General features: G+C 70.3%; 10 protein-coding genes, 1 tRNA gene and 1 pseudogene. 10 read left to right on the top strand and 2 right to left on the bottom strand.

Annotated features, from left to right (window positions below):
- Nucleotides 1-59: 59 nt before the first annotated feature.
- Nucleotides 60-1,745 carry a short-chain dehydrogenase gene (locus QN163_02505; protein MDR5682888.1) on the top strand — a complete coding sequence of 562 codons (1,686 nt, stop codon included), beginning with the start codon at nt 60-62 and terminating at the stop codon, nt 1,743-1,745.
- A 7-nt stretch (nt 1,746-1,752) separates the two neighbouring features.
- Here the strand turns inward: QN163_02505 and QN163_02510 are convergent, their stop codons facing one another.
- Nucleotides 1,753-3,030, bottom strand: coding sequence for an LCP family protein (locus QN163_02510; protein MDR5682889.1), 1,278 nt, complete (start codon nt 3,028-3,030; stop codon nt 1,753-1,755).
- Between the two features lie 336 nt (nt 3,031-3,366).
- Between QN163_02510 and ispE the strand changes: the two genes are divergently transcribed.
- The 6 genes from ispE to QN163_02540 all read left to right on the top strand — a co-directional run bounded on the left by ispE (nt 3,367) and on the right by QN163_02540 (nt 7,948).
- Nucleotides 3,367-4,236, top strand: coding sequence for a 4-(cytidine 5'-diphospho)-2-C-methyl-D-erythritol kinase (ispE, locus tag QN163_02515; GenBank protein MDR5682890.1), 870 nt, complete (start codon nt 3,367-3,369; stop codon nt 4,234-4,236).
- On the top strand, nt 4,233-5,045 hold the full coding sequence (locus QN163_02520) for a nucleotidyltransferase family protein (GenBank protein MDR5682891.1): 813 nt from the start codon (nt 4,233-4,235) through the stop codon (nt 5,043-5,045). The genes ispE and QN163_02520 overlap by 4 nt, the downstream gene beginning before the upstream one ends.
- A 12-nt stretch (nt 5,046-5,057) precedes the next feature.
- Nucleotides 5,058-5,903 (top strand): pur operon repressor, encoded by an 846-nt coding sequence (purR, locus tag QN163_02525; GenBank protein ID MDR5682892.1) that lies wholly within the window; start codon nt 5,058-5,060, stop codon nt 5,901-5,903.
- 110 nt (nt 5,904-6,013) lie between these two features.
- Nucleotides 6,014-7,339, top strand: a complete 1,326-nt coding sequence (locus tag QN163_02530; GenBank protein ID MDR5682893.1) for a TolC family protein — start codon at nt 6,014-6,016, stop codon at nt 7,337-7,339.
- Nucleotides 7,340-7,439: 100 nt separating this feature from the next.
- Nucleotides 7,440-7,829, top strand: coding sequence for a RidA family protein (locus tag QN163_02535; GenBank protein ID MDR5682894.1), 390 nt, complete (start codon nt 7,440-7,442; stop codon nt 7,827-7,829).
- 45 nt (nt 7,830-7,874) lie between these two features.
- Nucleotides 7,875-7,948: transfer RNA gene (locus QN163_02540), tRNA-Gln, on the top strand.
- Nucleotides 7,949-8,316: 368 nt separating this feature from the next.
- Here QN163_02540 and QN163_02545 read toward each other — a convergent pair.
- Nucleotides 8,317-9,147 (bottom strand): annotated as a pseudogene (locus tag QN163_02545) (NAD-dependent epimerase/dehydratase family protein).
- On the opposite strand from QN163_02545, the gene QN163_02550 reads away from it, so the two are divergent.
- The 3 genes from QN163_02550 to QN163_02560 all read left to right on the top strand — a co-directional run bounded on the left by QN163_02550 (nt 9,086) and on the right by QN163_02560 (nt 12,377).
- Entirely contained in the window at nt 9,086-9,712 is a 627-nt protein-coding gene (locus QN163_02550) for a hypothetical protein (GenBank protein ID MDR5682895.1), read from the top strand. The pseudogene QN163_02545 and the gene QN163_02550 sit on opposite strands and share 62 nt — an antisense overlap.
- A gap of 12 nt (nt 9,713-9,724) precedes the next feature.
- Nucleotides 9,725-11,161, top strand: a complete 1,437-nt coding sequence (locus tag QN163_02555; protein MDR5682896.1) for an Ig-like domain-containing protein — start codon at nt 9,725-9,727, stop codon at nt 11,159-11,161.
- Nucleotides 11,162-11,243: 82 nt separating this feature from the next.
- A complete protein-coding gene (locus tag QN163_02560; protein MDR5682897.1) occupies nt 11,244-12,377 on the top strand; it encodes an LptF/LptG family permease in 1,134 nt (377 codons plus the stop codon).
- The last annotated feature ends 1 nt before the right edge of the window (nt 12,378 follow it).

A 12,378-nucleotide genomic window follows, 5' to 3' on the forward strand; every position in this document is an offset into this window, starting at 1 on the left:
GCGGAAACCCGCCGCGATGTTGTGTCTGACGACCGACGTCACAGCCGCGGACGGATCCCGTGGAGATCACCGGAAGGCGCGTGCTGGTTCTGGGCGGGGCCGGGTTGGTGGGCCGCGCCGTGTGCCGCGCGCTCCTTGAGCAGGCGCCCTCGGCACTCGTCGTCGCCTCGGTCGACGAGGCTTCCGCCCGTGAGGCGGTCGCGCAGCTGCGCGAGGAGTTCCCATCCGCGCCGACGGCGCTCGAGCCGGACTGGGGGAACGTCTTCGTGCGCTGGGAGTTCAAGGACTGGTCGTGGGACCGCATCCTCGACGACGACCGTGCGCGCGAGCTGCTCCTGCACGACCTCTTTGAGGAGATGACCGGTCCCCGCAAGCAACAGATCCTCCAGGCATCCACGCTCGTTCGCATGCTCGCCCGCCACCGCCCCGACATCGTCGTCGACTGCATCAACACCGCGACCGCCTTCGCCTACCGCGACATCTACCAGAGCGCGCGCGAACTGCGCCAGCTCGAACACAGCGGCTCGGCGGAGGCGCTGCGGCGCGGGCTCGAGCAGCACCTGTGCAAGCTGGACATCCCCCATCTGGTCCGCCACATCCAGATCCTGCACGAGGCGAGCAAACCCGATCCGGCAGGCGGCTACGGCGGCGTGCGCGCCTACGTGAAGGTGGGCACCAGCGGCACCGGCGGCATGGGGTTGAACATCCCCTATACCCACGGCGAGGAACGGCCCTCGCGCAAGCTGCTGTCGAAATCGGCGGTTGCCGGCGCGCACACGCTGCTGCTGTTCTTGATGGCGCGGACGCCCGGGGCACCGATGGTCAAGGAGATCAAGCCGACAGCGGCGATCGCTTGGAAGGCCATCGGCTACGGCCCCATCCGCCGCGCCGGGCAACCGATCCCGCTGGTCGACTGCCCGCCCGACAGGGCCGTGCCGGTCGCCGACGCCGTGGCGGATCGGGGCGAGTTCGGCGTCGCCGTCGGGGGCGTTCTGGAGTCGGTGTTCATCGACACCGGCGAGAACGGGCTGTTCTCCGCCGGTGAGTTCGAGACGCTCACGGCGCTGCGGCAGATGGAGTACGTGACGCCGGAGGAGATCGCGGCGGCGGTCGTGGAGGAGATCCGGGGCGGCAACACAGGCCTGGACGTGATCGCCGCGCTCGACGCGTCTACGATGGGGCCGACGTACCGTGCCGGCGTGTTGCGGCAGAGGGCCATCGATCGGCTGCGCGCGCTGGAGCGCGAGCACGGCACGGACAGCGTCGCGTTCGAGCTGCTCGGACCGCCGCGGGTCTCCAAGCTGCTGTACGAGGCGTACCTGCTGCGCCGTTGCTGCGAGACGATCGACTCGATCCTGGCCGCGGGGCCGGAGGCGCTGTCGGCGCGGCTGTGGCAACACGTCCGCGAAGATGCCGACATGCGCCGCCGGATCCTGTCGATCGGGTTGGCCGTGCTGCTGCCCGACGGAGACCGGATGTTGCGCGGCCCGCAACTGAAGGCTCAGACCGCCGACGACGGATGGATCGATCTCACCCCGCGTCACATGGCGCGGTGGCAGAGGTGGCTGGGCACGATCCGCGACGAGGCGGCGCGCGAGAGCGCGGCCGACGCCTCGGGGTCCTCCTGGTTCGACCGCCGCTTCGTCGATCCGCGGACCTGGCAGCCCCGCGATACGTTCGAGATCGGTGAAGTCGTGGCGTGGATCCTCATCCACGAGGACCAGGGCCCGCGCCTGAAGCGATAAAAGGACGCTACGGGCCGCCCAGGCGCGCGGTCCGCCGGTTGGCGTAGTCGCGTGCCACGACGACGGTGAGGCTGGCTTGCGCATGGGGGCGCGGGCGCGTGGCGATGGCGCCCACGCCGATCATCTCGCGCACCGCCCGGGCGAGTTGCGCGCGACCGTCGTTGGCGATCACGGCGGTCTGGTCCTGGAGTTCGGGTGCGGTGTCCACGCGCACGACGCGGAATCCGACCTCGCTGAGCCGGGCTGCCACTTCGCGGGCCAACCCGGGGACGCCGCTCCCGTTGAGGACCTCGACCGTCGCCCCGCCCACGGTTTCGGCGTCCAGCCCGTAGAACATGTCAAGCACGAGCGGGCGGGCCCTGGCCCAGTCGGGCTCCCAGAACAGCGGGGCGAAGCGGCCCGGCAGCGTCGCCATCGCGATGCGGTCGCCGCCCAAACGCTTGAGGAACCACCCCAGTGTCGCCATGTCGTGGGGCCGGAGGTTCGTCTCGGTGTTCTCGGCCGCCGCCCGCAGGATCTGCGGAGCCCGCAGCAGCACCTCGGGCTCCTTCAGCCGCGCGAACAGCGCCTGGATGACCTTCTGCTGGCGTTCGGTGCGCCCGATGTCGCCCAGCGCGTCGTGCCGGAAGCGCACGTAACCCATCGCCTGCTGACCCGCCAGCAGCTGGCGGCCGCGCTTGAGGTCGATGTAGAGGTCGCCCCACCAGTCCTGGTACTTCATGTCCTGCTCGACGTCGACCCACACGCCGCCGACGGCGTCGATCAGCTTGGCGAACGACTGCGGCCCGAGCTTCACGTAGTAGTGGATCGGTACGTCCAGCAGGTTCTCCACGGTTCGGATCGTCAGCGCCGGCCCGCCGAAGGCGTACGCGGCGTTGATCTTCCACCAGCCGCCCCGCCCGGGGATGTGGGCGCGCGTGTCGCGTGGGATCGACAGGAACGCGACCCGTTGGGTGTGGGGGTCGAACGTCGCCAGGATCAGCGTGTCGGCGCGGGCCAGCCCCGTGGGCTGACGGCGGTTGTCCAGCGTGACGTCGACGCCCATGATCAGCACGTTCACGCGGTCAGCCAGCCTCAGCGGGAAGGCGATGCGCCCGGCAGCCTGCCGGCCGAGCACTGCGTCTTCGGGATTGTGGGCCATCCCCACCAGCGCGGCGCCGAGGGCTCCGACGAGGAAGCCGGCGAAGACGGCGAACGCCGCGCGCACCGCCCAAGATGCCGCGCGTGTCCAGCGCGGCGTGGGTGGCGGGGTGGGTCTGGGTGCGTCTTCTGGGGGTACGGTCACCTGTGGTGCCTCCGTGCGGCGCAGGGCCGCAACTTGTAAGCATAGCGAAAGCACCCCCGGGGCGCCAGGTCCGGCCGCGACCAACCGTTCGGTAGGAATCGGCGGCGTACCCGTCCAAGTCCTGCTCGGGGGGATCGCGAGGAGGACAGCGGCTTTGGACGCCGAACCGCCGCGCACCGCGCGGCAGGTCTACGATCGACGGCTTCCCGACGCTCCAACTGCGCGGGAAGCCGTCGTCTTTGGTACCCTCGCCCCCACCCGCTCCCGGAAGGGGGGCGGCGGTCGGCTGGGGTGGGAGTCGGGGTCGTGCTGTCTTGACCGAAGGGGGTGGTCGCCTTGAAGGAGCTGCGGCTCAACGCCTACGCGAAGGTCAATCTCACGCTGGACGTGCTGGGCAGGCGCGACGACGGATACCACGACATCGAGACGGTGCTGCACACGCTGGAACTGCACGACACCGTCATCCTGCGAGAAGCCGACCGCGGGATCACCGTGCTGTGCGACCACCGCGCCGTGCCGACGGACGTGCAGAACCTCGTCTTCCGCACTGCCCAACTCCTCCGCGAGACCTACGGCGTTGACCGCGACATCCAGATCGAGATCCAAAAGCGGATCCCGCCGGCTTCCGGCCTGGGCGGCGGGTCTTCGGACGCGGCCGTCACGCTGCTCGGCCTGGCGCACATGTGGAAGCTGCGACTGGACAACCGGGAGCTGCTGTCGCTGGCCGGCCAGATCGGATCCGACGTGCCGTTCTTTTTGGTCGGCGGCGCCGCGCTGGCTACCGGGCGCGGGGAGAGGCTTCAGTTCCTGCACACCCTGCCGACCACATGGGTCGTACTGGCCTGTCCGAGTTTCGAGATCTCGACGGCGTGGGCATACCGGGAACTCGACCTGGCCGGCATCCAGCGGCGGCCCGACACGCAGGCGCTGATCGCCGCGCTGCGCAGGGAGGACGTCGCGCAGGTCGCCGCGCACCTCGGCAACGTCTTCGAGCCGCTGGTCAGCTCCCGGTATCCGCAGGTCGCGGAGGCGAAGTCGCGCCTGCTGGCCTCAGGCGCCCTGGGTGCCTCGCTCACGGGCACCGGACCGGTCGTCTTCGGTCTGTTCGCCCGCGAGGGCGACGCCCGCAGGGCGGCCGCAGAGATCGGGCAAGACTTCGACGGCGACGTCGTCGTGACGCGGACGTTCGCCGAGCTGGAGCGATGAGCTTCCAGATGCCGCAGCCCCAAGCACAGGACGAACGGGCGCTTAGCGCCCTCGACGCCGTGGTGATGGCCGGCGGCGGTCGCGAAGATGCGCTGCCGGAGGGGGTAGCCAACAAGGCGTTCCTGCCGGTGGGCAGCCGTCCCATGGTGGAGTGGGTGCTGCGCGCGCTGCGCGCGGCACCTGAAGTCCGACGCATCGGGCTGGTGGCGCCGGCGCCGCTCCCGGACGCGGTCGCCTCCCTGTGCGACCGGTGGATCCCCGAGCGCGGAGAGCTCATCCACAACGTGGTCGAGGGCCTGGCAGCGTTTCCGGAGGCGGAGTGGATCCTGTTGTGCGGCGGCGACCTGCCGCTGCTGACCCCCGCGGCCGTCTCCGCGTTCGTCGCCGCCGCCCTCGACCGCGGCGGCGACTTCGGCTATGGGATCGTGCGGCGGGAGGAAGTGGAGTCGAAGTTCCCCGGCGCGCGGAAGACGTTCGTCCGCGTGCGGGAGGGCAGCTTCACCGGGGGCAGCCTCATTGTCGTGCGGCCCTCGGCGGTGACGCGGATCCGTCCGCTGATCGAGCAGGCGATCGAGGCCCGCAAGAACCCGGCCAAACTGGCGAGCCTGTTCGGCGCGAAGTACGTGATGAAGTATGCGATGGGCCAGCTGAGCGTCGCCGACGTCGAACGACGGCTGCACGAGCTGACCGGGTTGCGCGGCCACGCGGTGGTCTGCGCTTACCCCGAGATCGCACTCGACGTCGACGTCGGAAAGCCGGACAACCTGGCGGTGGCAGAGAGCGTCCTCGCAGCAGGTGGCAGGGGATAGGGGATGGCTAGGATGAGGTCCTCTGTTGCTCGGACGGGGCGTCTGCGCAGGGGCGAGCGGATGATCGCCATCGCCGACGCGTTGCGTTCGGCGCCCTATCGTGTCCACCCTCTCAGCGCCTTCGCACAACTGCTGGGCACCGCGAAGTCGACGGTGAGCGAGGACGTCGCCAGTCTGCGCCGGGCGTTCGACCGCTTCGGCCTGGGGCACATCGAGACGCTGCCGGGCGCGGCGGGTGGTGTCCGGTTCGTGCCGCGGCGGGACCCGCGGCGGATCCGCGCCGTCGCCGAGGACCTGGCTGCACGGCTGCGGGCCCCCAGCCGCCTGCTGCCCGGCGGATTCCTGTACACCACGGATCTGCTGTCCACCCCGTCGATCGTGGAGCGGATCGGTGAGGCCTTCGCGACGTACTTCGCCGACCGCCGGCCGGACGCGGTGCTGGCGATGGAGGTCAAGGGCATCCCGATCGCGTTGATGACCGCCCGCGCGTTCAACGTGCCGTTGGTGACGATCCGCCGCGCCGGTCGCGTGACCGAGGGGCCGGCGGTGACGGTGAACTACATCTCCGGGTCGTCGCGCCTGGTGCAGCAGATGACCCTGCCGCTTCGGGCCGTCCGGGAGGGACAGCGGGTACTGTTCGTCGACGACTTCGTGCGAGGCGGGGGCACGGTGCGCGGCATGTACGACCTGATGCGCGAGTTCCGGGCCGAAGTCGTCGGCGTGGGGACGTTCATCGTGTCCGGCGAGCCACGGCAGAAGCTCGTCGACGACCTCTTCGCCCTGTTGGTCTTCGACGGCGCCGACGAACGAGGCACGCCGGTCGTTCGGCTAAGCGACGCCGTGTCGCAAATCCCCTGAGGGCCGGGGTTTTCTGTCGCCTGCGCAGGATCGATCGTCGGGTCGCGACCGGCGTGCGGTACGATCTTGTGGGTTCCGGCCCCCTGAACTTCCAGAGGAGGGTTGCCCAGATGCGGCTGTGTGTCGCGTTTTTGGTCGGTGTGCTGATCGGAGGGTCGGTGGTTCCCGCCGTCGCTTCCCAGCCCGCGCCGCGAAGGCTGTCGTTCGCTGACGCGGCGGCGGCGGCGCTGCGCGCCAACCTGACGCTACGCGCCGCGGCGTTCGACGTCGCGGTCGCGGAAGTCCAGCTGGCCCAGGCGCGCGCGGCCAAGAACCCGCAGATCTCGCTGTCGGCTTCGTACACGCGGACGCAGGAGCAGCCGGGCCAGACGCTCACCTTCCCCAACCCCTTCGGCCCCACGCCTCCTGTGATCACCGTCACCCTGGCCCCTCCCGATCCCAACCTGCTGGCGCTCCGGCTGGCCGCCCAGTACCCGCTGTACAGCGGCGGGCGGGCGGAGGCGCAGATCGCCCTCGCCGAGGCGAACCTGCGGGGCGCGCGCGCGGTGCTGGAGCGGACCAGACAGCAGGTGGTCTTCTCGGTGCAGCAGGCGTATCTGCAGGCGCTGCTGGCGCAGGAGAGCCTGACCGCGGCGCGGCATGCCGCAGAACAGGCCGACGAGAACCTGCGGGTGGCGCAGGCGCGCCTGCGGGCCGGGGTGGCGCCGGCCTTCGACGTCCTTCAGGCGGAGGTGGCGGTGGCCAACGCGCAGCAGGCCGTCGCGCGTGCCACCTCGCAGGTTCGCAGCACGCACGTGAGCCTCAACGCGCTCGTGGGACTTCCCTTGGATGCCCCACTCCACCTGACGGACAGCCTCGAGCCGCGCCCGGTCGCGGGGACGATGGCGGATGCGATCGCGCGCGGGCTGCGCGAACGCCCCGAACTCGCGGAGGTGCGGGCGAGGATGGACGCCGCGCAGGCGAGCATCGAACTGGCGGCCAGCGGGGGGCGTCCCAGCGTCGTGCTGGGCGTGAACTACGACGTCACCGGCGGTGGCAGCCTCAGCGGGCTGTGGTCCGTGACGATCGCGGTGACGCTTTCGCTGTACGACGGCGGGATCACGCGCGAGCGCATCCGCGAGGCGGAACTCCGTCTGGAACAGCTGAAGGTCGTCGAGGCGCACATCCGCCAGCGCATCGAACTGGAGGTCCGCCAGGCGTGGTTCGCGCTGGAGCAGTCGGCCGCCGAGCTGGTCGCCGCACAGAAGGCCGCAGACCAGGCGCAGGAAGCCTCGCGCATCGCGCGCGTGCGCTTCGACGCGGGTGTAGGGACCTCGCTGGAACTCACGTCGGCGCAGGCGGCGGCCGCGCAGGCCGAGCTCGGCCTGGCCCAGGCACGCTTCGGTCAGAACCTCGCTCGCATCCAGCTCCTCCTTGCGGTCGGCGGGACGCTGTGACGGGCCCCGCATCCGGCCGCTGAGAGGCGCGAGGGTCTGCGGACTGCGCTCTGGTTGTACCCTAGCGGATGACGCCACACCACGACCGGAGGTGAGGAACGTGGTCCCCGCAGACAAGGAGATCGTCTACACCGACGATGCCCCGCAGGCGATCGGTCCCTACTCGCAGGCGATCCGGGCCGGCGGGTTCGTGTTCGTGTCCGGGCAGGTGGCGCTCGACCCGGGCACCGGCCAACTGATCGTCGGAGATGTCCGGCTGCAGACGCGCAGGGCGCTGCAGAACGTGCAGGCCATTCTCGAGGCGGCCGGCTCTTCGCTGGACAAGGTCGTCAAGACGACCGTCTACCTCACCGACCTCAACGACTTCGGCGCGATGAACGAGGAGTACACGACGTTCTTCCGCGACGCGCGCCCGGCGCGGGCCACGGTGCAGGTCGGCCGGTTGCCCCGCGACGCCGCGGTCGAGATCGAGGCGATCGCACTGGCCTGAGCGGCTCGGATCGCAGCGCCCAGCTCTAGTACAATCCCCTTGTGCTGGGGGGTCGTCCAGCGGTAGGACACCGGACTTTGGATCCGGGAACCCAGGTTCGAATCCTGGCCCCCCAGCCAGCCGAACGCGCCGCCCGTCGATGGCTCCCCTCGTCTTGGGCGAGCCGCACTTCAGCCGTCTGGGAAGCGCGGCGCGACGTGCGGGCGCAGCACCTCCGGCAGCACTTCTTGGGCTGGGTGGGCAGGTTCGTATCCGAGTTCGGCGCGGGCGCGCGATGCTGAAGTGGTGGGGGGGCGGCCACCGCGCGCAGGTTGTCCCCGGTCAGCAGATCGCGACCCGGCGTGCGCAGCAGCCTCGCGATCACACGCAAAGCCGCCGCGAGTTCGCACGACCAATACGGAATCGGGATCGTCCGCACCGCCACGCCCATGGCGCGCGCCCCAATCTCCACCAGGTCGCGCATCGACCGACGCGCCCCGTCGGTGACGTTGTAGGTGCGGCCGGCTGCATGGGGCACGGTCGCGGCCAGCAGGTGGGCGTGGGCGACGTCGTCGACGTGGACGACATCCAACGGCGCGCGCCCTCCGTCGACTAGCGGAAACCAGCTGCCGCGGAGGATCGACGCGGCGGTCGGCGTGAAGTGTCTGTCGCCCGGGCCGTAGACGAAGCAGGGGCGCAGCACGACGACCTAGATCCCGGTGCGGGCGGAACGGTCGAAGCACAAAGACTCGGCGGCCGCTTTGGACTCCCCGTACGGTCCGCTGGGGCGCTGGGGCGTGTCCTCGTCAGCCCCCTCGGGTGCCTGCTCTCCGTAGACGGCCACCGAACTCGTGTACACGAACCGCCGCACCCCCGCGTCCACCGCGGCCTCCAGCACGTGTCCGGCGCCCTCGACGTTCACGCGGAACATCTCTGGGGGCGACCCATCGGGGCCCAGCGCCGCGGCGACGTGGAAGACCAGGTCGCAGTCCCGGCACGCCTCAGACAGGGCCTGTCGGTCGTCGAGGGTGGCGACGACGGGTTCGGCGCCCAGAGCCACCAGGCGCGTGGGGTCCCGCCCCGGCTGCACCACCGCCCGGACGTCCCAGCCCCGCTCCCGCAGCACGGACGCAAGGCGCCCCCCCCGATGAATCCGGTGGCACCGGTCACGACGGCCCTCACGCCACCATTGTATCGGGCCAACCCGGATACTGGCTGAGACCGGTCCCGGCACGCAGGCGGAACCATCAAAGCGGCGGTCGCGTTCGTTTGGTAGAATGACGCGGCGGGCGGCGTTTTCGGGGCGCATGCGGTCGACCTGCTTTTTCCTCTGCATCATACTTCTGGCCGTGGCGGTCGGTTCCGCTGTGGCACAGCCGTCGCGCGTCTTCGTCGTGGGCCTGGCGGTGGCGGGGACGATCCAGCAGGGGCCGGACGCCGGCAACTACTACATCGCGTTCAGTACCCAGCCGGGCCTGCTCGTCGGACCGGAGCCGACCGGACGCGGGTGGACACACTACGTCCTGTTCCAGCGGGGCCGGTTCTTCTTCGCGGCCATCCGCACGATCGACCAGCCGCCGTTCCTGTTCCGAACCACCCTGCCCCCCCAGCCCTACACGCGGGCGGCGGTCGGGCCCGACCAGAAGACGATCCGGGTGGAGCTGCCGCTGAACCTCCTGGCCCCGCCGGGCGGGGGGACGCTTGAGCAGATCAAGATCAACGCCGTCACCACCGACCCGACCAACCGGCCCTACGACGCTTTGGGCCGGGGCCCGGACGATCCTTTCGGATTCGTGACGTTCGACCTTACGCGTGATCTGTTCCGGCGCTGGGAGCAGCCGCGGGGCCGGGCGCCGGCGGACTACGATATCGTGGAGTTGACGGCCACCGTGGAGATCCCCTAGGAGGCAGCCGCCGTGAGCCGCTTTCTGCCCCTGTTGGTCGTGACCGCGCTGCTGGCGGGGTGCGCGGAGTCCAACCTGGTGCGCACACCGGCGACGGACACGACGCCGCCGACGGTCACCGCGACCGAGCCCGCCAACGGCGCCGAGAACGTCAGCGACGCGCGCATCGCGATCACGTTCAGCGAGCCGATGTCGGCGGGTTCGGTCTCGCTGCGGGCCACCCCGACGCTGACGTGGGGTGACCCCACCTGGTCGAACGGCGACCGCACGCTGACGGTCATCCCCTCGGACATGCGGCCGAACACGAACTACGAGGTCCACATCCTGGGTCGCGACCGCGCCAACAACGTGATGAGCCAGCCTTTCGTCCTGCGGTTCCGCACCGGGTCGGTGGTCCAGACCGCCGCAGTGATCGAGAACCTGCTGGCCAACCGCTTCGAAACGGCCGCCGACGTGCGCCTGTACGCGGTCTTCGTGGCCTGGGTGGCGGCGTCCCCTGAACGGATGCTGCAGGGCATGCCCGAAGAGCAACGGCAGCTGCGCGACAGCGTCGGCCGGACCGCGCCGGAGGCGGTGCGCAAGGTGCGGGAGTTCCTGGCGGACCGACAGGTGACGAACTTCCGGCTGACGGAGTACGCGCTGCGCCTGAGCCCGGACCTGCGCGAGGGCAATGGCGCCGCGCCGGCCGCTCAGACGGCCAGCCCCGTGCCCTCACCGACCCCGACGGCCCGAGCCACACCGGCCCCGCGCGCGACACCGGCACCGCAGGCCAGCCCCGCGGCCGACCTGAGGGGATTCGACGTCCTGGTGCGCGAGCTGTACGAGGCGGCGAACGGGAAGGAGCTGTGGCAGCGGGCACAGCAGGAGCATGCGGCGCAGGCCGCGCAGTACCGCAACGCCGTGGAGGACCGCCTCCGTCAGGCGGCGACGTTCTTGCGGTTGAACGCGCTGCCGTTCCAGAAGTTCGTGGTGATCCCCAACCTGCTGGCCCCGCGCGACTCCGTCGAGGACGTGGCGCTGAACGGAACGATCTACGTCGTCGCCGGCCCGGCGGCGGGGCCGAACACGCGGGCTGTCGTCCGCTCGTTCGTCCGTGCCGTCGTGCGGCCGGTGCTGGCGAGCTACGGGGACCTGCTGGAGCGCTCCCGGGACCTGTTCGCGCTGGTGAGGGAACAGGCCGAAGCGCGCGGGTGGGGTACGTGGGATCGCGTGGCGCTGGAGAGCCTGGTGCACGCCGTCGAAGCCCGCCTGATGCTGGGCAACCCCGAAGAGCGCACGCAGTACCTGGACACGGCCTTCGCCCAGGGACTGATCCTCGTGCGCCACTTCGCCGAGCAGCTGGTGGCGCTGGAACGCGGCGAGGTCAACCTGGCACGGTTCGTCCAGAACGCGCTCGCCAGCGCCAACGTCGACCAGCTTCGGGCACAGTGGAGCAACCGGCGGCGATGAGCGTGGGAGGGGTCACGGATCGAGAATCGATCCTGGGCCTCGGGTCGAAAACTGTGCGTCCCCGATCACCGGCTGCGGCATCATGATCCGGCTGCTCGACCGCTACATGGTCCGCGAGCTCGTCCCCCCGTTCCTCATGGGCGTGTCGGGCTTCATCGTCATCCTGATCGGGGACATCCTGTACGTGCTGGCCGACTACCTCGCGCGCGGCCAGGTGGGGCTGGGCAACCTGCTGCGGCTGCTGTTCTACAAGATGCCGCACATCCTCGTCCTGACCTTCCCGGTGTCGATGCTGTTCGCGTCGCTGCTGGGCGTCGGGCGGCTGGCCAAGGACAGCGAGATCACCGCGCTGCGCATGGCCGGGCTGTCGCTGACCCGCATCTTCGCACCGATCCTTGTGTTCGCGTTCGGCGTGACCATGATGTCGTTTGGGGTCAACGAGTACCTCACCCCGTGGGCGAACCAGCAGGCCGACCGCCTGATCCGCGAGACGGTCTTTCGGGAAGTGTTCCCGAACATCAAGCAGAACGTCTTCTTCCGAGGGCCGAATGACCGCTACTTCTATATCCGGGAGGTGGACTATACGAACCGGGTGCTGCTGGGCGTCATGGTCTACGAACTCGGAGGGGACTTCCCGCGTCTGATCACCGCCAGGCGCGCGACGTACGGCGACGGGTTCTGGCACCTGGAGGACGGAGTGGTGCGCAGCTTTGACGCCGATGGGTACACGAACTACGAGGCCGGCTTTCGGCGATTCGACATCCGGGTGGATCCCGACGAACAGGGGTTCTTCCTGCAGCAGAAGACGCCCGACCAGATGTCGGCGGCGGAACTGCAGACGCACATGGCGCAGCTGCGGCACAGCGGGGTTGACACGCAGCCCATCGCGGTCGACTACTACTTCAAGTTCGCCGCGCCGATGGCGGCCTTGATCTTCGCGTTCTTCGCCGCGCCGCTGGCCCTGCAGGCCACGCGCGGGGGCCGGTTCACCGGCGTCGCCGCCGCGATCGTGCTCATCTTCGTCTACTACGTGATCATGTCGACGTCGCGCGCGTGGGGGCGGGCCGGCGCGCTGCATCCGTTCCTCGCGGCCTGGATGGCCAACCTCGTCTTTCTGGCGGCGGGCGTGCTGCTCTGTCTGCGCGCGGAGGGCATCCTGACGCTGCGCAGGCCCCGCGGCGTCGGGGCCCGGCGCACGCAGCCCGCGGCGGTGTGAC

The organism is Armatimonadota bacterium (assembly GCA_031432545.1).
Taxonomy (GTDB): Bacteria; Sysuimicrobiota; Sysuimicrobiia; order Sysuimicrobiales; family Sysuimicrobiaceae; genus Caldifonticola; species Caldifonticola tengchongensis.

What these genes read in the sequence shown, in the direction of transcription:
- QN163_02520 (MDR5682891.1), top strand. Translation starts at nt 4,233, where the DNA reads ATGAGCTTCCAGATGCCGCAGCCCCAAGCACAGGACGAACGGGCGCTT.
- QN163_02560 (MDR5682897.1), top strand. Translation starts at nt 11,244, where the DNA reads ATGATCCGGCTGCTCGACCGCTACATGGTCCGCGAGCTCGTCCCCCCG.
- QN163_02550 (MDR5682895.1), top strand. Translation starts at nt 9,086, where the DNA reads ATGACGCGGCGGGCGGCGTTTTCGGGGCGCATGCGGTCGACCTGCTTT.
- QN163_02530 (MDR5682893.1), top strand. Translation starts at nt 6,014, where the DNA reads ATGCGGCTGTGTGTCGCGTTTTTGGTCGGTGTGCTGATCGGAGGGTCG.
- purR (MDR5682892.1), top strand. Translation starts at nt 5,058, where the DNA reads ATGAGGTCCTCTGTTGCTCGGACGGGGCGTCTGCGCAGGGGCGAGCGG.